Source organism: Microseira wollei NIES-4236, assembly GCF_020521235.1.
Taxonomy (GTDB): Bacteria; Cyanobacteriota; Cyanobacteriia; order Cyanobacteriales; family Aerosakkonemataceae; genus Microseira; species Microseira wollei.
Window position 1 is genome coordinate 35,583 of record NZ_BLAY01000014.1, and the last position, 20,746, is coordinate 56,328.

23 protein-coding genes and 4 pseudogenes are annotated in these 20,746 nt (G+C 45.2%); 22 read left to right on the plus strand and 5 right to left on the minus strand.

Annotated features, from left to right (window positions below; genetic code table 11):
• Positions 1-130 precede the first annotated feature (130 nt).
• From MiSe_RS06555 to MiSe_RS06580, 6 genes are all read left to right on the plus strand, one after another.
• Complete coding sequence (locus MiSe_RS06555) at positions 131-862, plus strand: carbonic anhydrase (protein WP_226576323.1); 732 nt, start codon at positions 131-133, stop codon at positions 860-862.
• 707 nt (positions 863-1,569) lie between these two features.
• A complete protein-coding gene (locus MiSe_RS06560; protein ID WP_226576325.1) occupies positions 1,570-1,932 on the plus strand; it encodes a hypothetical protein in 363 nt (120 codons plus the stop codon).
• A 45-nt stretch (positions 1,933-1,977) separates the two neighbouring features.
• On the plus strand, positions 1,978-2,199 hold the full coding sequence (locus MiSe_RS06565; RefSeq protein ID WP_226576333.1) for a DUF4327 family protein: 222 nt from the start codon (positions 1,978-1,980) through the stop codon (positions 2,197-2,199).
• 224 nt (positions 2,200-2,423) lie between these two features.
• Positions 2,424-2,951, plus strand: a complete 528-nt coding sequence (locus tag MiSe_RS06570) for a zinc ribbon domain-containing protein (protein ID WP_226576334.1) — start codon at positions 2,424-2,426, stop codon at positions 2,949-2,951.
• Positions 2,952-3,610: 659 nt separating this feature from the next.
• Positions 3,611-4,522, plus strand: coding sequence for a hypothetical protein (locus MiSe_RS06575; protein WP_226576336.1), 912 nt, complete (start codon positions 3,611-3,613; stop codon positions 4,520-4,522).
• Positions 4,523-4,623: 101 nt separating this feature from the next.
• Positions 4,624-5,091, plus strand: a complete 468-nt coding sequence (locus tag MiSe_RS06580; RefSeq protein WP_226576338.1) for a hypothetical protein — start codon at positions 4,624-4,626, stop codon at positions 5,089-5,091.
• Positions 5,092-5,184: 93 nt separating this feature from the next.
• Here MiSe_RS06580 and MiSe_RS53680 read toward each other — a convergent pair.
• A pseudogene (locus MiSe_RS53680) lies at positions 5,185-5,623 on the minus strand (DUF29 family protein).
• A 667-nt stretch (positions 5,624-6,290) separates the two neighbouring features.
• On the opposite strand from MiSe_RS53680, the gene MiSe_RS06590 reads away from it, so the two are divergent.
• The 9 genes and pseudogenes from MiSe_RS06590 (at position 6,291) to MiSe_RS06625 (ending at position 14,989) form a co-directional block, all read left to right on the plus strand.
• The gene (locus MiSe_RS06590) at positions 6,291-6,770 is read left to right on the plus strand and encodes a hypothetical protein (RefSeq protein WP_226576340.1); all 480 of its coding nucleotides are present in this window, start codon (positions 6,291-6,293) and stop codon (positions 6,768-6,770) included.
• Positions 6,771-6,873: 103 nt separating this feature from the next.
• Positions 6,874-8,130 (plus strand): MgtC/SapB family protein, encoded by a 1,257-nt coding sequence (locus tag MiSe_RS06595; RefSeq protein ID WP_226576342.1) that lies wholly within the window; start codon positions 6,874-6,876, stop codon positions 8,128-8,130.
• Between the two features lie 409 nt (positions 8,131-8,539).
• Positions 8,540-9,199, plus strand: a complete 660-nt coding sequence (locus MiSe_RS06600) for a hypothetical protein (RefSeq protein WP_226576344.1) — start codon at positions 8,540-8,542, stop codon at positions 9,197-9,199.
• Between the two features lie 113 nt (positions 9,200-9,312).
• Complete coding sequence (locus MiSe_RS06605; RefSeq protein ID WP_226576345.1) at positions 9,313-10,497, plus strand: hypothetical protein; 1,185 nt, start codon at positions 9,313-9,315, stop codon at positions 10,495-10,497.
• Between the two features lie 5 nt (positions 10,498-10,502).
• Positions 10,503-11,117 carry a hypothetical protein gene (locus MiSe_RS06610; protein ID WP_226576348.1) on the plus strand — a complete coding sequence of 205 codons (615 nt, stop codon included), beginning with the start codon at positions 10,503-10,505 and terminating at the stop codon, positions 11,115-11,117.
• 612 nt (positions 11,118-11,729) lie between these two features.
• Positions 11,730-12,152, plus strand: a complete 423-nt coding sequence (psbU, locus tag MiSe_RS06615; protein ID WP_226576350.1) for a photosystem II complex extrinsic protein PsbU — start codon at positions 11,730-11,732, stop codon at positions 12,150-12,152.
• 156 nt (positions 12,153-12,308) lie between these two features.
• Positions 12,309-12,992, plus strand: a complete 684-nt coding sequence (locus MiSe_RS06620; RefSeq protein WP_226576352.1) for a protein-L-isoaspartate(D-aspartate) O-methyltransferase — start codon at positions 12,309-12,311, stop codon at positions 12,990-12,992.
• A pseudogene (locus MiSe_RS53685) lies at positions 12,993-13,128 on the plus strand (ACP S-malonyltransferase); the annotation flags it as partial.
• A gap of 172 nt (positions 13,129-13,300) precedes the next feature.
• Positions 13,301-14,989 (plus strand): DUF262 domain-containing protein, encoded by a 1,689-nt coding sequence (locus tag MiSe_RS06625; RefSeq protein WP_226576422.1) that lies wholly within the window; start codon positions 13,301-13,303, stop codon positions 14,987-14,989.
• A gap of 18 nt (positions 14,990-15,007) precedes the next feature.
• Here MiSe_RS06625 and MiSe_RS06630 read toward each other — a convergent pair whose 3' ends face one another.
• Positions 15,008-15,259, minus strand: a complete 252-nt coding sequence (locus MiSe_RS06630) for a hypothetical protein (protein ID WP_226576353.1) — start codon at positions 15,257-15,259, stop codon at positions 15,008-15,010.
• Between MiSe_RS06630 and MiSe_RS06635 the strand changes: the two genes are divergently transcribed.
• The 6 genes and pseudogenes from MiSe_RS06635 to MiSe_RS06665 all read left to right on the plus strand — a co-directional run.
• Positions 15,236-15,613 (plus strand): DUF433 domain-containing protein, encoded by a 378-nt coding sequence (locus MiSe_RS06635; RefSeq protein ID WP_226576355.1) that lies wholly within the window; start codon positions 15,236-15,238, stop codon positions 15,611-15,613. The two genes, MiSe_RS06630 and MiSe_RS06635, sit on opposite strands and share 24 nt — an antisense overlap.
• Positions 15,610-16,003, plus strand: a pseudogene (locus MiSe_RS06640) (DUF5615 family PIN-like protein). Before MiSe_RS06635 ends, MiSe_RS06640 begins: the two are co-directional and overlap by 4 nt.
• Positions 16,004-16,164: 161 nt before the next feature.
• Positions 16,165-16,620 (plus strand): element excision factor XisH family protein, encoded by a 456-nt coding sequence (locus MiSe_RS06650; protein ID WP_307731203.1) that lies wholly within the window; start codon positions 16,165-16,167, stop codon positions 16,618-16,620.
• Positions 16,608-16,943: a XisI protein gene (locus MiSe_RS06655; RefSeq protein ID WP_226576361.1), complete on the plus strand. Its 336-nt coding sequence runs from the start codon at positions 16,608-16,610 to the stop codon at positions 16,941-16,943. The genes MiSe_RS06650 and MiSe_RS06655 overlap by 13 nt, the downstream gene beginning before the upstream one ends.
• Before the next feature lie 137 nt (positions 16,944-17,080).
• Positions 17,081-17,458, plus strand: coding sequence for a DUF433 domain-containing protein (locus MiSe_RS06660; protein ID WP_226576363.1), 378 nt, complete (start codon positions 17,081-17,083; stop codon positions 17,456-17,458).
• Positions 17,455-17,601, plus strand: a pseudogene (locus tag MiSe_RS06665) (ACP S-malonyltransferase); the annotation flags it as partial. The gene MiSe_RS06660 and the pseudogene MiSe_RS06665, both read left to right, overlap by 4 nt.
• Positions 17,602-17,626: 25 nt before the next feature.
• Here the strand turns inward: MiSe_RS06665 and MiSe_RS06670 are convergent.
• Positions 17,627-18,388, minus strand: coding sequence for a DUF4058 family protein (locus MiSe_RS06670; protein WP_226576367.1), 762 nt, complete (start codon positions 18,386-18,388; stop codon positions 17,627-17,629).
• A 143-nt stretch (positions 18,389-18,531) separates the two neighbouring features.
• Positions 18,532-18,798, minus strand: a complete 267-nt coding sequence (locus tag MiSe_RS06675) for a hypothetical protein (RefSeq protein WP_226576369.1) — start codon at positions 18,796-18,798, stop codon at positions 18,532-18,534.
• Positions 18,799-19,120: 322 nt separating this feature from the next.
• Here MiSe_RS06675 and MiSe_RS06680 point away from each other — a divergent pair, with 322 nt between their 5' ends.
• Positions 19,121-19,624, plus strand: a complete 504-nt coding sequence (locus tag MiSe_RS06680) for a hypothetical protein (protein ID WP_226576371.1) — start codon at positions 19,121-19,123, stop codon at positions 19,622-19,624.
• A 2-nt stretch (positions 19,625-19,626) separates the two neighbouring features.
• On the opposite strand, the gene MiSe_RS06685 is transcribed toward MiSe_RS06680, so the two are convergent.
• On the minus strand, positions 19,627-20,604 hold the full coding sequence (locus tag MiSe_RS06685) for a 2-hydroxyacid dehydrogenase (RefSeq protein WP_226576372.1): 978 nt from the start codon (positions 20,602-20,604) through the stop codon (positions 19,627-19,629).
• Between the last annotated feature and the right edge of the window lie 142 nt (positions 20,605-20,746).

Here is a 20,746-nt window from a genome sequence, read left to right on the forward strand (position 1 = left end):
CCGTAAACTTTCTTATAAGATTTTAATTTATTTTAATAAAGTAAATAATAAACGTAATGTAAAATACATAACTTGATAAAATAAACACGCATCCCAAGAATGAAAAAGTAGGGTGTGTGAGAGAGAGATTATGAGTCGAATTAATGGTTTTATTGGTCGGAGGAATCTGCTAAAGTTAGCAGGTGCATCGGGACTGGGTTTAGCAGCGACTAGCGCCGGAGGGTTTCTCTGGGGCGCACAGGAAGCGGTGGCTCCCCAATCAGCCCAAGCGCAAGGAAGACCGCCAGCAATCGATGCCGATACAGCGCTGAAAAGACTCCTGGAAGGAAATAAACGGTTTGTAGAGGAAAAACGTCAAAACCTGCAAGCAAAATTGCGCTTGCAAGAAACAGCCGCAGCTCAGTATCCGTTTGCTTCCATCCTGGGGTGTGCTGATTCGCGGTTTCCGGCAGAAATTGTCCTAGATCAGGGACTGGGGGATTTATTTGTCGTGCGCGTGGCGGGTAACGTCGCCAGTCAGACAGCAATTGGCAGCTTGGAATTTTCTACCGCAGTATTGGGGACTCAAATAATCTTGGTCATCGGTCACGAACGATGCGGTGCAGTCGCAGCAGCAGTAGAAGGCAACCCCCTACCTGGAAGAATCGGCGTTTTTGTGGAAGAAATCAAACCCGCCGTGCGACGGGTAAGAGGCAAAGCAGGCGATGCCGTTGACAATGCAGTGATAGCCAACATTCAATATCAGGTGGAAAGGTTGAAGGAAACCTCGACAATTTTGTCTAACCTGATGCGGGAAGGCAAATTAAAAATTGTGGGCGGTCGTTACGATTTGGATTCTGGGGAATTACTGATTGTCACCTAAGAGGAAGTTGCAAAAGTAGGGGCACGGCAGGAATAACATCAACCTGCCGGGTCCGCCATATTGAGCGAGTAGGGGCACGGCAGGAATAACATCAACGCGCCTGGTCCGCCATATTGAGCGAGTAGGGGCACGGCAGGAATAACATCAACGCGCCTGGTCCGCCATATTGAGCGAGTAGGGGCACGGCAGGAATAACATCAACCTGCCAGGTCCGCCATATTGAGCGAGTAGGGGCACGGCAGGAATAACATCAACCTGCCAGGTCCGCGATATTGAGCGAGTAGGGGCACGGCAGGAATAACATCAACGCGCCAGGTCCGCGATATTGAGCGAGTAGGGGCACGGCAGGAATAACATCAACGCGCCAGGTCCGCGATATGGAGCGAGTAGGGGCACGGCAGGAATAACATCAACCTGCCTGGTGCGCGATATGGAGCGAGTAGGGGCACGGCAGGAATAACATCAACCTGCCTGGTGCGCGATATTGAGCGAGTAGGGGCACGGCAGGAATAACATCAACCTGCCTGGTCCGCGATATTGAGCGAGTAGGGGCACGGCAGGAATAACATCAACCTGCCTGGTCCGCGATATTGAGCGAGTAGGGGCACGGCAGGAATAACATCAACCTGCCTGGTCCGCGATATTGATCGAGTAGGGGCACGGCAGGAATAACATCAACGCGCCTGGTGCGCGATATTGATAATGCCGTGCCTACTCAGTTAATTTGGTTTCGTAACCGGCGGGTTTTACCAATAATTTTTCAGAGAAACCCGGTTTCTTGGCGTAAGTGCTGTGAAATAAACCCGCCCCCCAGAGGGGATCGCGATCCACCCGGACACGATATCATTACTGCTGAAGATATTTTGGACAGGACTGACGCAAGGGCGTTGCCAGAAACCCGGTTTCAGAGTCGTTCGCGTTCGCGCAGCGGCGCGCCAGCGCTCAGCGTGCCGCAGGCATATCTCTCGCAACCAAACCAACGATTTTTCGTATCGCCCTTTGTTTCTTTGCGTAAGTCCTGTTGGATTGTGAATTTAAATCTTCACAATTTCCTCACATTGTTTTGCTAAATCTGGGTTGGATATAAAACCCGCGATCGCAGTGAGGGGATAGTTATGATTACCTCTACTCAATACTCCATCGATCTGATCAAGCAGGAAGCGCGTCAACTGGTCAAGCGCCGACTGGTTTGCCGTCAGCAACCAATTTATACCCTTTGTCAATATATTCCCGCCCGCGAATGGCCTTATATCGAATGCGAGTTAGAGAGAAACGACTTTTTACTGAGAGACCGCATTATCGACCTTTTGGGTCGCGAAGACTGGGAAAATGACTAAACAGAGCATCCCCTGATGGTCTGTTAAACTCTCCCTTTAGGAGGGCTTTCAGCCCGACGGGGCAAAGCTATGAAAAATTAAAAATTAAAAAACATTTGGGAATTATTGTAAAATTTATTCAATAAATTTAAGCTGAAATGCAAAAACCCTGGGAAATAGCGACAAAAAAAAGATGATTTTAACCTCATAATGATATATAGGCGAGTTTTTTCACAGAGGCTGTTATGCCTTACGTATGCGAATTAGGCAGAGGCCAAAGAGTCTACCTCGATAATCAGGGAACCCAGACAATTGTGACAACTGCTAGTAGCAGTCCGGGACAGCAACAACAATCGAGTAGCAGTTTTACCACCGGAAGTTGGACTGCACCGCCTGAAATATTCCAGATTCCCAACGGCGTTACGGTCAAGGTGGAAACAGAAGCAGGCTCTCGCTTCATCCAAATTCAAGGCAATAGCATCAGCACGACTGCTTTTGCACCTTCCTTCACCAGTTCCCAGCAGCTACAAATACAGCAAGTAGATAGCACAAGCGCATCATCCATGCCGCCGATGCAACCAATGCAACCGATGAAACCAATCGAACCGATGAAACCAATGGAAATGCGGATGGGCAACATGGAAATGCGGATGGGTTCCTCAAGATCTGTTTCAGAATCTACCCCAGGGGAGAGGCGCTTTTGTCCGCAATGCGGTAGCAAAGTGGAATCGAGCGATCGCTTTTGTTCCAGCTGCGGTCATCGCCTGATTTAATTTATAGCTGTAGGGGCACGGCAACCTAGATATATCGGGTAGTTTAACAAAATTACTCATGTGCCCCTACAACAAACGCCAGATAAAATTCTTCTCAGGGTCGGTTAAATACCCAAAGTTAGGACACAAGCTCTAGATTGGTCAATTCAGAGCAGTTTTACCGCAAGCAATCAAACAGACTCAACTATAAAATTACCCGTTTTTGATAGTTATCCCACCGCAAGAAGCGATCAAAGAGGGACTCCAAACGATAGTCATTACGACTTCAACTGAATTTGACATAAGGCAAAGTTTTATAAAGAAATCCAGAAAGTTCCTCAGCTTTATTGAAGACATCTACCTAACCGTTTCATAGCAAATCCGGTTTAATCAACCTGTTAGCCTAGCCAGGGTTAATAGGTCAATTTGAATTGGCTAATTGACCAAAATATCATCGTTGGCGCTCTAGGAAAATTAGTCAAAAAAAAGTGAAATAAAAACCGGATTTGCCCTCGGGAGTGGTGGAGTTCCTATTCAGTCGAATAATTCAAACAGGACTGACGCAACATCTCTAGATGTAGGGTGCGTTAACGCAGTGTAACGCACCATCTCCACTGCGTAAGTCCTGTAAAAAAAAGAATCTTCGAAGGATTTGCGAGATAAAATTCAGGAGATAGACAATGTTACGAGTTACCATCGACATGTTTTCAGGGCGTCCAAACCCTTCCTGGCTATTAGATGAGAACGAAGCCAAAGAAGTTCTCAAAGAAATTGCCAACAATCGCGCCGTAGTTGCCAGTACCGAATCTGGGTATCAAGGTCTGGGATACCGGGGAATTTTGGTTGAATTAGTGACCGATGAAACCGTAGAACAATATAGCCTTCCCACAGTTTTTAAGATTGCTAATGGGGCATCACTTTATGAATCAAAGGGCAAAGAAATTGCCGAACGATTGATTACCGGCATGTCGAGGTCTACAGCGGTAAGCAGTTTCATGGAAACTCCCCAAATTTTGGAGGAAGATTTACAGCGACAACTGTTAGATCATTTGGGTAGTTTGCCCAGAATCGAGCAACAGAGTGAAGTAGATGGTTCCGGTGCTGCCATAATGGAAGCCGAAGCAGCCGTGACTTGTAATATTGAACTGGGCGCATTTAATCCTGGTTTTTGGAACGCTCCGGCTCACGTGGGCAAAAACAACTGCTATAACTATGCTACGAACCGACGCACCGATACCTTTGCCCAACCAGGCAGGGCAACTGGAAAATATCCATACCCGATGAATTGTGCTGCTGTCACCGCAGCGGCATTATCGGATGGGGCGCACAAACGCTTTGATTGCGTGCCGGATTCAGAGAAACCCCGCTATCTAGTTGCAATGGTGGTTGCTCCGGGGGTAGATTATCACTGGTATCGCAAGCAAAAAGAAGGTTTCTGGGGTCATAAACCGGGCGGTACTCCTGCCAAGAACGTCGATAACAGCGGTAAAATAATTACCAACCCCGAAACATGCGATCGCACTTCTGGATGGCCTAGCTATACCAACTTCTGCGGCTACTTCTACACCGCAAAAAGCATGAAAGTCAATTAACGACTGATATCATGTCCAGGGATATCGCTATCCTATAAAAGGCGGCGGGGCGGGTTGATCTAAAACCCGCCCCTACTCCAGAAAAATTTGTGGAGGAAAAAATGAAATGGCTCAGCGGATTCAAAGCAATTCCTAAAAAGATTATAGGTTTGACATTGCTACTGGTTGTGGCAATCTGGGGATGTTCTACAACAGCAATAGGAGATGTGCCAATGCAAGTAGAATTGGATGTATTTAGCGGCAGACCGAACCCGTATTGGAACTTAACTCCCCAAGAAGCAAACGAATTTATTAGCTTATTGCAAGCGTTACCCCAAACCCAAGCACAAGGTTCGGTAAAAGAAGGACTAGGTTACCGGGGATTGATTGTAACAGACCCCGATCAAACGATTGCCGGTTATGACCAAATAGTAATATCTAATGGCGTGGTGGTGGCTCGAAGCGACAGTCAATTAAGGCAATTTCCCGACAAAGAACGCCGTTTAGAAAGATGGTTATTCCAGACTGGTAGAGGTCGGTTAGATGTGGAGTTATATCGTCAAGTGGGTCAGGCGGCGCAGTTGGAGTAAGACTGTTCGTAGTAGGCACTTCAGTGCCGCACCGTTCGTAGTAGGCACTTCAGTGCCGCACCGTTCGTAGTAGGCACTTCAGTGCCGCTATTATTAGGGCAATTCATCACCAACTTCTCGCTCTAAAATCAAATCCATTGCTGTTTTAATAATCTCTTCTCGGTTCACCATTGAGCCAAGCTGTTCCGCTTCGTAGATACCTTCAAACGCTTCTGCTGCATTTCTCAAAGCCGATTCATAGGCATCCTGTAAAGTTTCCTCTAGTTCTTCCTCAGTCAGATAAGTTCCTTTTGTCTTGTGTCGCTGATTGGTACGTTGAATTAGCTAGCATAGCATTCCGAATCGAAGTTTCCCAAGAAGTTGTGCGATTTTCAGCATATTTTTGAATCAGATGCAACAAAATAATTGCCTAACTGAAGATTTTGTTGAGTTGCTCTGACTTACTCATCTCTGCGAGTTCTTCCAGCAGTTCTATCGCTTCTGGAATCTTGCCTTGGTATAGTAATTCCTTGAGAGTTATTAATTCTTCCATTAGGTCTTAGTCCTCCTTAATTTGGCGTTGCTAACCCGGAACGCAGTATATTCGCATTTGTAAAACCCTAGCCTCAACCTATAACTATTTAGTCCTCTGAGCGAGAACTTTCGCTAAAAGCCCTTGGAATTTATTTCCTGGCGGGTAATGAGACTCGTGCAAAATCTGAGACAATCAAGGTTTGTTTGAGAAACTGGGATTCTTAAGCATAACTATTGGTAGATGAAAGCGGGTATAGGGTGATATCATGTCCGCGAGAGATCAGTTGTGTATAGTTGATTGTGCGAAAAAGCGTTTTTTCTCCCCCATCCCCTTTGCTCCCCCATCCCCTTTGCTCTCCAAACGCAACCGATGCAACCGGACACGATATGAGGGGGTGGAGGGTGATATACCCTATGGAAAAATAAATAATTTATGTAAAATACGTAATTGCGGATACCAGGCTCTCAACATCGGCTTTCACCGAAACCCATTCTCCGTAAAAATGCTGAATATGCAGTTGGCTTAACAGATTTTTTCAGAAAAAACACTGAAGTTATTTGAACATAATTTTCAGAATAACCACTGAGGCTTCAGCCTAGAATAAACTCTATACTTCAGGGTCATTATGACTAAATGTACACTTAGATGTGCGGCTCGCTTTGAGCAGTAACCTCAATCAAAAACTATGTCGGATTTATTTCGCTCCAGAGTGAAACAAGCACGATCGCATTATCCCGCTAACGCTGCCATAAATCAACCTGCTCCCTACCGCCAGGTTAAGCCCGCCAATACACAATCTCCTAAATCTGCCCCAGTTATACTTTTTGAATACGAAATTAGTGCAGAGTTTACTCGACTCCATTACAATCCACCGCTTTGGCTGGATCTTCATCCCCATGACTTTAAGGTGACTTTACACCTGGAATCACCTTGCTATGCCACCGATCTTTACGGTGTGGACATGGTGGAAGCAGAAAACCTCCTCAAACTAGCCATTGCCGATCTGCCACCAGCGGTCAACGATTCGCCAGACTGTCCAGACGGAACAACAGAGCAACTCTGCCTATACTTTGCCAAAATTAAGTTCCCCGACCCTGAGATTCGCATCAAGGCAGTTAAAGTGTATGAATGTCCCGAACGAGCCACAATTTTAAGGTTATTTTAATCAAATAGGGCTGTTTGGGCGAGTCAATCAGCGCGATCGCACCCTGGGTCGCCTATGGTTGAATCAGTGCTGAATTATGACTCTGATGCGGGAGAGGCAAGCAATGGATCTGGCAATTGCATTCAGGTTAGCGATCGCTCTTGCCTTGGGTCTGATTGTGGGCATGGAACGAGGGTGGCAGAGTAGAGAAAGTCCCACAGGTCTTCGCATTGCGGGGTTCAGAAGTTTTGGCTTCGCGGGACTGTTTGGTGGCGTGTCGGCACTTTTGGCGGGGAAGTTTGGCGCTAATGTGCTGGCGGTGGCATTTTTAGGTCTGGCTTTGATGGTGGTGGCGTCTTACGCAATCACTAGCAGAGAAACTCAGGACTTTGGCATCACCACAGAGCTATCTTTACTAATTACCTTTGTGCTGGGAGCCTTGGCAGGGGGCGGATTTGAGGCGGAAGCTCTTGCATCTGCGGTAGTTATGACAGTGCTGCTGGGATTGAAGCAGGAATTGCACCATACCTTAGAGCAATTGGATCGGCGGGAACTGATTGCAACGTTACAACTGCTGATCGTTGCAGCCGTGGCGCTTCCCCTCCTCCCCGACCGCGACCTTGGCCCTTGGGAGGCATTGAACCCCAGGACAATTGGATGGCTGGTGCTGTTAATCGCAGGGATATCCTATATCGGATACTTTGCCATGCGAATATTTGGGACGCGCGTCGGTTTGTTGGCGACGGCGGTGCTGGGGGGATTGGTTTCCTCTACAGCGGTGACGCTTTCCTATGGTCGGATGGCACGCCGGGAGCAAAGAAATTTTGCCTTGCTGGGGGCGGGTATTTCCCTGGCGGCGGGGACGATGGCAGTCCGCATCCTCGTAGAAGTGGCGATTGTCAACTTCTCTTTGCTTCCCTGGTTGGTTGCGCCAGTGGCGATATTGGCAATGGTGCCATTGGTGGCGGCGGTTGCGATCGCCACTCGCACCCCTGCTTCTAAATCATCCGCCGAAGTGCCGCTAAAAAATCCCGTCGAATTAGGATCGGCTTTGGGATTTGGTGCAGTTCTGAGCCTTTTGTTTATCCTTGTGCGTGCATTTGAAAGCTGGTTCGGCAATGCAGGTATCTATATACTCTCAGCTATTTCGGGAATTACTGATGTAGACGCGGTGAGTCTCTCCCTCGCTCAGGCAACGCGCACAAACTTGCCCCTATCAGTGGGAGCAACTGGAATTTTAATTGCAGCAATGGTTAATACAGTAGTCAAAGCGTTGCTGGCAACCTTTATCGGTGGATGGCAGTTAGCTCGATGGTGTGCAACGATTTTGTTGAGTGCGTTGGGATTAAGTTTAATTGCAGCGTTTTTTATTCATGGGTGAAGGTGGGGTGTTTTGAGTGCGATCGCTGGGATCGTCGAATGCGAACTGACAACGATGGGTGATTTCACGGCACGGCTGGCGCAGAGTGAGTTGTCGGTGTGGCAAGCGTAAATTTTTACAAAGTTTTCTACTTCCTCACAAAATCTTCACATTTTTGTTTTATTTTAAGATAAAAAGTATTATAGGCTTAGCAGCGATTCTCATATGACGTTTTGCTGTACATTTCTCTACTCAAATTCTCACAAAAACAGAAAGTTACCAAAATCTTAAACAAGCTCCTTTCAAAACTTATCAGTTAAATACAGGCAGGCTCCTGGCGTGAGTTTACCTCTAAGCCTAACGGCGTTCTATTACAGGAGATATAGGTATGAAACGGTGTTGGCTTCCATTACTTCTAGCACTATCGATATTGGCAGTATTAGTACCAAGCTCTCTCAATGCTGAGGGATCTTCATCATCTTCAGAAAAACAAAAGCCCGAAACTTCAAAAAATTTTCCTGAGCTTTTAGTGAGCAATCTTCCTGGTATTCTAACTGGTATTGCTGGTATTATCACCGCCATTTATACCGACCGGAAATCTAGTAACAAGCAGCAGGAACTCCAAAGAAGCCTAGATACAAAACTCGCCAGAGGAAATTTAGATCAAGAAATCACAACTGCTCTGAAGAGCGATGAGTTTCGTCAAAAACTTTTAGACATCCTAATCAGAGATCAGCTCTTTATAGGATTTATTAAAAATCTCGGTCAGTTTACTACCGTTTGTGACGTCACTGGTCAAATTAAAGATTGTCAGTCTCATTTTGATGAAAGATTGAAAAAAAGTTTGATAGAGCCAACAACGAAGAGTTTTATTCAAAGCCAAGGATTTGTAACTGGAGAACAAATAAATAGAGATTTGGAAAAAATCGATGTGTCTACTGAGAATGGTCGTAAGATGCTAAGGGAAAGTTTCTGGTATTTGGTGTCCTTCGACCCAGATTTCCAAGAAAAACTACGGGTGGTAATCTTGGAGACAGCCAAGCCAAAAGAAGTTTTAGAATTGTTGCAAAAGCAAATACTTAAACCCTAAGTATAGACAGTTTAAAATAGGTGATGATCAGCGTTATTACAGCTCGTTCAAGTTAGCAAATTAATACAAAATCCTAAAGCCGAAGGGTAGAAACATCAAAGGAGGCAATGAAAATGTTATTTCAACTATTGATTTCCAATACCTCAAACTATCCGCGCACAGGTCATGTCGCTGCGGATTGGAAACCAATCTATGAAAAAATCAAGCAACACGGACTCTCGCTAGAGGAAATTGTATTACACGACCTGCGCGATCCACCAGATATCCAACTGCCCAGACAGGTTGACCTTGATAATCGAACCGATCCATCTAGAGACACGCTGTTGTTTTCGCTTAACCAAGAAATTCCGCCTGGTCAGGATTCTTCTATTTTTGTAGCTGTGGATCGGGGTAAGCCAATTATTTGCGATGAGAGTGAACCCTGCTTGGAGGTCATGTGGAGTCCGCGCAATAGGGTAAGTGGTATCAGATTAATGAACAGCCGATTAATAGTGTGGCTTAATTTGATTCCTGCACCAGAAAGTAAAGATCGAAGTTTCTATGCTGGGGCATCCACCAGCGTGCAGCGTGATGGTAAGGAGATGTTAGATCCGTTCCTGGCTGAGCTGACTTGGATAGGACACGATCCAGAAAAGCGTTGTATGCAGGTAGATCAGATTCAACTGTACGATCCTGCTTCTGAAAAAATTCTTGGTGAGCCAATCCATCTGTTTGATCAACCATACCAGTTCGTTTCCCACTCTATCGGTCCAGTCCGGACAACTGTTACAATCGCTTCAATTCCCTTTGGTTGTAACTATCCAGATCCTACTACAAACCGTTACATTCACCTGACTTGCAAACTGTACCGTGCAATCAGTTTATACACCGAAGCAGACTACCTAATAGAGAAGCTATTCATTGAGGGAATTTCAGATGAAGGAACTGTAATTAACCCATACTTTGTGCCTCGCTACTATGCCCATATCAATTTGAGGCATGACGAACAAATTTATCAATACTCTATGTCCAATTGGTCTGCGGTAGGTTCCCCTATAGATCCACGTCCAGGCTATGGATTTGCAAGCAATGTACCCCATGAATCTCTTAAGTATGGGGAACACGGTTTTTTGTGGCAGTTATCACCCTGCGATTCAGCAGAATGTCTGCACCTATTCATGTGTAGCTCGTCAGATGGATTCGATTCACGGATAAACAATAACTGGGATGAATATATCTACAGACCACTAAGAGCCGCAATTTATGAAGAAGGTCAGGATGTAAAATCTGTGAAAAAAGTTACACCAGTTGGAGTTTGAGGAATATGTCAAATCATTCAAAAAGGATAATAAAACATCCAGAAGGGCTTGAGAAAGCTATAGAAGCCGTTGAAGAAAAACTCGACGTAGAGGACTATATCTTTGAGCACATCGACCTAATCTACCATAAGCTGGAGCAGTGCGATCTCCGTGCGAAAAAAGCAGAGAATGACGGTAACCAGAGGTATCAGTGTGACATGATGTTCATTGCTGAAAGTCTTCCTGTCATTAGTGCTATTATTCAAGTCGGCAGTAAGCTGGAGAACTATAATTCAGCAAAGAAGTGGGTCAGGGATGAATTACCCGATGCAGATGCAGTTTCTGTGCTCTCAGCATTGACCTTCCTCTACATCGTAGGGATGGGGCAAGGGGAACACGAGAACTCAACATATGTCATTGAATATCCTGGACTTGGTAAGGTAAATAAACGGGATATCTGGAATAGAATTTCTGAGCGAGTGAATAGACGTTTTCTATCACTAGGTGAATCAGCTAATGCAGCACCTATCCAGTCACCAGAACCACTAGATAAACTGAGCAATGGAACAGAGAGTAAAAGTCAGTTTAATATTCATGAGTCATATGCTGCTGTAGTAAGTGATGCCTCCACAAAAATCTAAGGTAGCGATCGCACCCACAAAGCAAAAAGGTAATCGCTATCTCAAACCCTGATCGCATGGTGCTGATGTTGTCGGTTTCTAGCGATCGCCCAATTCAAACTTCATCAACTCTCACCAACGAGAGCCAACTCCACCCTCGAACGTTACCATTCCTTGGGAATGCGATCGCGCCAGCGTAAGGGAGGCATATCGCAAAGATAAGATGATGGGGAGCAATCGGCGATCGCTAACAGACACTGAGCAAAAATGGTCATTGGGTGAAACAGCAATGAGCCTACAGTTATTTATCTCCGATTCCGTGCTTCGGACTATCCGTCTGCCAGAGAATCGCCTTGAACAATAACTGCTGCGCCAACTGGCGATCGCATCCATCATCAAAGGCTAACCAGCAGGATAGATGATTTCAGGGCACGATGCGATCGCCAACTATCAATCTTGGTCAAATAACTTCAATATTCTTAATTTTTTTTTATATTAATTATGTAATTACTCACAATTTCCTCACATTGTTTGTGTAATGTAAAATAACAGCTACATCTATCATGTTCGATGTTTGTGCAGCACAATCATACTAGGAATTTTGCATCATTGAATATCCGGAGGGATAAGTTTATGAAACGATTAATCCGCTGGTTAAGCATGGTCAGCCTAGTACTCATGAGTTGCTTTGGATTTTTCGGCTGGACTCAACCTGTAGCTGCTAAGAATATCGACATCCAGCCCGTGACGATCCTGGTAGCGCAACCTGAATTAACTCGTGTCGGATATGAACCATTATGTCCGGCATTGGGCGAGAAAATTGACTTGAATAACGCCAATATTATCGCCTTTAAAAATTGCCGTGGATTTTATCCGAATCTGGCGCAATTGATTGTCAAGAATGCCCCCTACCAAAAGGTCGAGGATGTTTTAGAGATACCGGGGTTGAGCGATCGCCAGCAGGAGTTGCTAAAGGCTCAGTTGGATACCTTTAAAGTGACGCCTCCAGTAGTTGCCCCAGAAATGAGGATGCCTCCGAGGCCAGCAATGCGATAACTCGCATCACGAACCCTCAGAGAAGCGATCGCTCTCATGCAATACCAACAACACCAGAGCGATCGCTACTTTCAAAGCTAGTAAACAGTTATGCTGCAACCCATCTTTTTCTTGTTGCTGTGGTTGGTGCTGCTTTACCTATCAAACTCCTGAGTCATGCCATTGTTTAATTTGATTGGGATGCGGGGTCAAAATTTCGACCATTCTGCCGATGAATTCGCCAATCAACGGCGGCAAATGGTAGAAGCACAAATTCGCGATCGCGGCATCCAAAATCCGGCAGTCCTTGCCGCCATGTCCAAGATTCCCCGCCATCGGTTTGTTGACCCCTCTCTTGTCGATCTAGCCTACAAGGATTCTCCCTTGCCCATTGGTCATCGCCAAACTATTTCTCAACCGTATATCGTTGCCTACATGACCGAAGCTGCCGAGATTTCCCCCGATAAAACCGTACTGGAAATTGGTACGGGTTCCGGCTATCAGGCAGCGGTACTGGGTGAATTAGCCAAAGCAGTTTACACCGTCGAAATTATTCCTGAATTGGCTGCACAAGCACGCCAAACCCTTAGCGAACTCGGCTATCAAAACGTCCATGTGAAAGCGGGTGATGGCTACCAGGGTTGGCAGGAACATGCCCCTTATGATGCGATTCTCGTCACCGCTGCCCCCGATAGTATTCCAGAACCTTTGCTCAACCAGCTGGCATTGAACGGCAGAATGGTGATTCCAGTAGGGACTTGGATGCAGTATATGACAATCGTCCAGAAGACACCAGATGGTGCAATTCTGGAGAAAACTATTCCGGTCATGTTCGTACCGATGACAAGAGGATCGACCTGATTTCCTGTTGTCACAATTGGGGATCTCGATCGCCTTGACGAATTTGACTACCCTTGAGCGATGCGTTGAACGCCTGATAGAGATTGTGCTGGACATTGAGAACTATATGGGGGTTGGTCGGCTGTTTATTCCGTGAGGTTATCGGTGTCATCCACTGAGCGCATCGCGATTAAGTCTAATGGCAGAGATCGCGATTTATGGGTGAAGGTTACACTAGAATATGGTGCAAATTCTACGACGGTTTGATATTTAGTTGATAAAGTTACAGAATTTTTCAAATGCCTGCTAGCACTATTGATAGTCGATTAATGAGCTTCGGCGAATTGCTTGGGGGTAACAACTCCTACTCTGTGCCGCTCTTCCAAAGAGATTATTCTTGGACAGATGAACAAGTTGAGCAGCTTTGGCAAGATATTACTGAAACCTTGGACGAGAAACGCAGCGAACACTTTATTGGTGCAATCGTCGTTAACAGTTCCGAAAAGCCCAAGCTGATGTTGATAGATGGGCAACAACGAGTAGCGACAATTTCGATATTGATGTGCGTACTCAGGGACATCGCTAAAGAAAACGGAGATTCCCAATTAGCCGATACCATCTCCCAAAAGTATTTGGGTTCGTTAAATCTGAGAACCCGCAAGATAGAATCAAAGCTAGTCCTCAGTGAAAAAAACAATCAGTTCTTTCAAGACAATATTATTGAATCAAAAAACTTAGCTTTCCTCCGCCAGCTATCTAGAGGCTTATCTAAAAAAAAAGATGCAGATAATAAATCAAATAAGCTCATAGTTGATGCCTATCTACTATTACATAAATGGGTACAGGAGCGGAGCGAGAAAGTAGGACAGTTTGAAGAGGTTATCCTTGAGCTAGAAGAGTGTGTCAAAAATCAGCTGATATCAATTTTGATCTCAGTGGCAGATGAAGCTAATTCTTATCTTATTTTCGAGACATTAAATGATAGAGGATTGGATTTATCTGTTGCCGATTTACTAAAAAACTATTTGTTTTCCAGAGCATCTGAAAAGTTGAAAGAGGTACAAAGGAAGTGGGACGATATCAATCGTTTAGCCAATAAATTTGAATTAAAAACTTTTATCCGACACTACTGGATGTCGAAATATGAAGTTGTGCCTGAAAAGGAATTATATCGTAAAATCTCAGAAAAATTCAAAAGCTCATCTGAGGTATTTGGCTTTGTTAAAGAACTGAGTGAGGCTGCTGAACTTTATAACGCACTTGAAGATTCTCGAAGTCCCGTTTGGAATGACTATAGTCAAGAGGTCAGAGCCGATATCGAGCGGCTCGATCTTTTCCAAGTAAGTCAATGTTATTCTGTTTTAATGGCTGCAAAGGAAAATTTAGCAGACGAACTATTCCCAAAAATTTTGAGGATAATGGTAATTGTGTCATTCCGTTATAACGTTATTTGTGAACTGAATCCTAATAAGCCTCTAACTATTTATAGCGAAGTAGCTAAATATATTCGGTCGGAAAAGCCAAGATCTGCAAAATCGATATTTGAAGCTACTAGGTTACCAGAGATTTATCCCAGCGATATAGACTTTGAGAGAGCTTTTGCAGAGAAAACGATACCCACGAGGAATGCAAAGCTGGCACGATATATCTTGAGCGAAATTGAAAGTTACTACAGAGGCAGTAATAAAGAATTAGTTGCAAACCCGAATGCGACGCAGGTCAATTTAGAGCATATTCTCCCCCAAACCCCAAAGGATGAGTGGCTGGTAGAGTTTCCCAAGAAAGAGTACGATCAATATGTTGATAAACTCGGCAACATGACTTTACTATCTTCACCAATTAACCGCAAAGTAGGTAATGCTTCATTTAAGCAAAAGTGTACCGCAGCTTTCGCTCAATCAGAGCTAAAAATTACACAAGAGGTTTTAGAATATCCAGTTTGGGGGCCGAAGCAGATTGAGGAAAGACAGAGGAAAATGGCTAAGGCAGCTTGTCGAATATGGCGTCTTGATTATTAGGAATGTAGGTTTCTTGCATTACTTCTTCAATAATTCCCATACTTTCAGAGGAACTAATACGCCTGTTGTTTCACCATGAGCGTTGGTGACATATTGCACCAGCTCGCGAATCTCCGCAATTGTCATTTCGCTATCCTCACCGCTACACATATAATGATAGCAATCTAACTCTCCCGACATGATTGGGAGCAATCGGCGATCGCTTTCATGAAGTACTATGTAGACAACATCTGGGAGATTATGGGTATGACGACGGTATCCAATGGACAATCAGGTATTATCCGTACAGAGCGGGGACTCGCGATCGCAGGAACGCGCATCACTCTCTATGATGTAATTGATTTTTTAAAGGCTCAGTATCCTCCTAAATTGATCCGCAATAAATTTAACCTCACGGACGAGCAAATTAATGCTGCTTTGTCTTATCTGGAAGCGAATCGCACTCAGGTAGAAGCTGAGTATCAAGCAGTTCTGCAAACTAGAGAAGAAATTCGCCAGTATTGGGAAGATCGCAACCGCGATCGCTTTGCTCGAATTGCCACAATGCCACACAAACCTGGACAAGAAGCTCTTTGGGCGAAGCTAGAGGAGCAAAAAGCCAAACGCGCCTCAAAAACGCTATGAACTTTCTGATTGACTACAATCTTGATGGATATGCCCTTGTTTTCCTCGGGATCTTGACAAAACGTGGATGGCTTGAGTTTCTCTCTATCAATTTTGTCACGTTTAGAGAAGCTGGTTTGTCGATGGACATCAGCGACCGTGCTGTCTGGGATTATGCTCAAGAGAACCAGATGATGATCCTGACAGCGAACCGGAACATGAAAGGTGATGATTCTTTAGAGCAAGTCATCCGCGAAGAAAACACAGCAGCTTCATTTCCTGTGGTCACAATTGGAGATCTCAATCGCCTTGACGAATTTGACTACCCTTGAGCAATGCGTTGAACGCCTGATTGAGATTGTGCTGGACATTGAGAACTATATGGGGGTTGGTAGGCTGTTTATTCCGTGAAGCTTTTGGTGTAGATCTGTCGTTGAGCGATCGCGCTTTGGGTTGGAAGCCCTGCAAGAAGGCTTTGGACAATTCACCTTTGACGATAGAATGGAAGGAAACGCCTGTACTGTCCATGTTATTCGTCAAACAACGCCTTCTAGAAGCAATCGGGAAAACCCTTGTCTTCTCACTTTCTCAACCCAGGGATTGTGATATCCATGCCACAATATGACTTTTATCACTTCAACGTTAGAAACGCCCTGATTAAAGATGGCTGGACAATTACTGATGACCCCTTCAAAATTGAATATGAAGATATAAAACTCTATGCTGACTTAGGAGCAGAAAAAATATTTGCAGCCGAAAAATGTGAACGGAAAATTGTTGTCGAAATCAAAGTTTTTAACAGTCCTTCCCTCATCACTGAGTTACAAAAAACCCTTGGACAATATTCCATCTACCGCTCATACCTCAAACGCACAAACCCGGAGCGAAAACTCTATCTAGCAATCGGGATTGACATCTACCAAGATTTCTTCCAACGTCCCTCGATCCAAGTCATTATCGAAGACTATGACCTGAAAATCATTGTTTTTAACCCAGATACAGAGGAGATTATCCAATGGACAAGCTAGATCGCTATCGCCAAATCATCCAGAAAATCATTCACCACTACGCGAGTATTCCCAGCAGCAACGACCAGGTAGAATCGATTTCTGTCTGCGATCCTGTTAATGATACCTACATGGTCATGGATGTCGGTTGGAGCAGTGCAGGTCGAGTTCATTCTGTACCCATCCATCTCCGCATCAAAAACGACAAAATCTGGTTAGAGTGGGACGGCACCGATCAAGAAATTGCACAACAGCTCATCAATGCAGGTGTTCCCCAAGAAGATATTGTGCTTGCCTTCTATCGTCCAGAACGAAGGAAACTGACAGGATTTGCGATCGCCTAACTTTGCCAACCGCAAGATGAGAAATTAACTTCTCACAAATAAGTGGTAAGTGGCGATCGCACTCGTAAGATGATTGGGAGCAATCGGCGATCGCTTTCATGAAGTACGATGGAGACAACTTCTGGGAGATTATAGGTATGACGAGCGTAGACAATGGACAAGCAGCGATTATCCGTACAGAGCGGGGACTCGCGATCGCAGGAACGCGCATCACCCTCTATGATGTAATTGATTTTTTGAAGGCTCAGTATCCTCCTAAATTGATCCGCAATAAATTTAACCTCACGGACGAGCAAATTAATGCTGCTTTGTCTTATCTTGAAGCGAATCGCAATCAGGTAGAAGTTGAGTATCAAGAAGTTCTGCAAACCAGAGAAGAAATTCGCCAGTATTGGGAAGATCGCAACCGCGAACACTTTGCCCGTATTGCCACAATACCACACAAACCTGGACAAGAAGCTCTTTGGGCGAAGCTAGAGGAGCAAAAAGCCAAACGCCCCTCAAAAACCCTATGAACTTTCTGATTGACTACAATCTTGATGGATATGCCCTTGTTTTCCTCGGTATCTTGACAAAACGTGGATGGCTTGAGTTTCTCTCTATCAATTTTGTCACGTTTAGAGAAGCTGGATTGTCGATGGATATGGGCGATCCGTTGCGTTAAGCGATCGCTTCAATCAACGCTAGGCTAGAAGTGTTTTCGCCCATTGAGCATTTTCCTCAGACAACGGAGGCTGAGGCGGTTGAGTGTAGTCGATCGCCAAATGATACCGCCCCCGTTCATAAACATAATTCAGTAGCTTCTGTAATTCTAAAATAGGCTCCTCTTCGCCAGGAAGTAATGGAATGGGTACGGATGGAATGGGCTGCTTCAAGCTGAATGCATACAAATCTGCAACGGGTCGCCGATCGCCCCGACAAACCAAAATGCGGTAGTCTCCCAAATATTCACCCACGATCGGAAACGGCTTACCACCCCGTAACAAATCAATCTCGATCAGATGAGTCGCACTGACTAATACTTGATTACGCTTCCGTTCGTAAGCTAACCTTCCTTCCCCCGTTCGCTTGTTTTTAGGAGACAAAACTTCAATCGCGGTAACGACAGTTCCAGTTGCAACTTCCCGAATTTCCAGATACCGCTCATTCACCTCCTGTGCAATCGGCACCGTCACCTTCTGCGGTTGTACGGGTAGCGCCATCGTAGCAGTACCAGAGGCTGATTCTGTTAGTTTGCCAGTCACCACTGCGACATCAGGAATCCCAACCAATAGGCTTTCATCATCGCTACTAAAATAGGTTCGCTTTTCAATCTCAACCCGATACTTTTCGCTAAGGTGGTCTACCAGATCGTCAGCGATCGCCACAATTAGTCGGTTATGGACTGCCGACCAAAGCTCTGAATTTTCCAGATAGGGATCCATTCCCGGAAATGGTGATGGCATAAGGTAAATCGGAAACGGTGATGATGTACTCCTATGTTACTCCTTGTATTCATGAAAGCAGCCATGGAGAATGAGCGATCGTTTTGAATTCACAGAAACAGGCGATATGCTGTGCTATCCAGGGGGATACCTTTGAAGAGCTTTTACTTCCCATAAAATCCCACATTAAATTTCAGTACGCTCAGGATACTATTTACGCTCAGAACAGACAGAATACTTCCCGCACTCAAGACACTCAAAATACTCCCCGCACTCAAGACACTCAAAATACTCCCGGCACTACCGATGCTCAGGATACTCCCAGCACTGCCGATACTTAAAATACTTCCAGCACTGCCGATGCTCAGGATACTACGATGACTTGCCCAACTTAAAACACCGCGCTCTGGAAGGAACCAATCCTCACTCATCGCTTGCCTCCACAGTAGTAGCCTATCAACTGATGGGGTTGATTTTAGCACAGGCAAAGAGGGCGAACCCTGTTCATTTATGTTGCTAATTTCTCCAGCAGTAATTGCCAAGGTGCGGGAGTAAAATATTAGTATCCTTGAATGAATTAGCAGATGATTTCACGATTCTGGATCGGCAATTGTTTAGTTATTTGTTTTTTGGCGGATTTGGGATTGAAGCTTGAGTATAATTGTGAAATGTAATAAGGGTGCAAGCTATTATTCGGAAGTTTACGGTCGAATGCAAATGTCTTGAAACTAACAAATAATCGAGGAGTAAAAAATGTCTAAGACTTTTGGACAGTACCCATCCTTTGCCAAGTTTATCGAAAGCTATGAAGCGGCGAGGCAAAAAGAGGAACAAGAACTGGAACGCGGTTTGAGCATGGCTGAACGCCGTGAGAGGAAGCGTAAACTGCGGGATGTTGTGGAAGTGGATGCGACGATTCGCGATCGCGAACCGGATGACAATGATATAGACGGAGGCAAACACTATCGTCTATTGGTCACCTTAACGAAGATCGTCAAAAGCGATCCAGATGTGGATGGGGATCTCAAACGTAACTTGACCGATCGGGAGGATGTATTTGTGGCGATTCGTTTCGGCGATCGCATGGGAATTCTGGAACCGATCGAAGGATTGAATGATGGTGCCATACTCAACTTGCGGGGAGAATGGATTACTAAAGAAAAAGCAAGGCAACACGGTGGAAGATTTCTGTCGGTGTTGCATTTCACCCACCATCCAATCGGCTTTGTTTGTACGGAGGACAAGTGCTACAGCTAATTTTAAGGATAGACTTCGGGATTGACGCAATTGGGTAAGACTTCGCGCTTCAATCCGGCGATTAAGTTTGCGATCGCCATCGCTGCCATTTTTGAGCGCGTCTTGTGGCTAGCGCTGCCAATGTGCGGTGCAACAATCAAGTTATCCAAGCTGAGTAACGGGCTATTTATCGGAATCGGTTCTGGTTCGGTCACATCTATTGCCGCAACGGCAATCTGACGGCTACTCAAGGCACGATACAAAGCATCTGGATCGACAATACCTCCTCTGGCGGTATTAATTAGGATGGCTGTTGGCTTCATCAATGCCAATTGGCGATCGCTCACCAGATGATAAGTATTTTCACTTAAAGGCGTATGAATGGTCACAAAGTCCGATTGTTGCAACAATTGCTCAAATTCGGCAAACTCCACACCTAAAGATTGCTCTGATGTGCGATCGCATCGCTGTCTGCTGGCATACAAAATTCGCATATCAAACCCTTTAGCGCGACGCGCCACGGCTTGACCAATGCGCCCAAAGCCAACAATCCCCAGAGTAGCACCCGCCATGTCCGCTCCCAATAATAAATCGGGTTCCCAAGTGCGCCACTCACCCGCACGAGTAAATCGATCTGCCTCTACCACTCGCCTTGCTGCTGCCATTAGTAAGGCCCAGGTAAAATCCGCTGTCGCATCGGTCAAAACGCCTGGAGTGTGACCGACTGGAATTCCCCTTGCCGTAGCAGCAGCAATGTCGATGTTGTCATAGCCTACTGCCATCTGGCTGATAACTTTAAGAGAGGTTCCCGCTGCGATTAATTGGCGATCGATTTTGTCAGTTAGCAGGCACAACAAACCATCAATTGCTTTGACTTTTTCCAGTAAAACATCGTCAGGGGGAGGCTGACGTTCTCCCCATACTTCTACTGTAGCGATTTGTTGCAGTTGCTCTAATTCGATGGGAAGGCGGCGAGTAATAAATACTTTAGGCTGGGACATGGCGATTCGCTGCTCTAGAATTGATTTGACTTTAGGATAACTATTCTAAAGTCATTTTTTAAACGAACCGCCAAGAAGCCATAGACGCTTTCAGAGGCGCACCCGTTGGGTAGAACGCCAAGAAGAAGAGGAAGAAGATTAT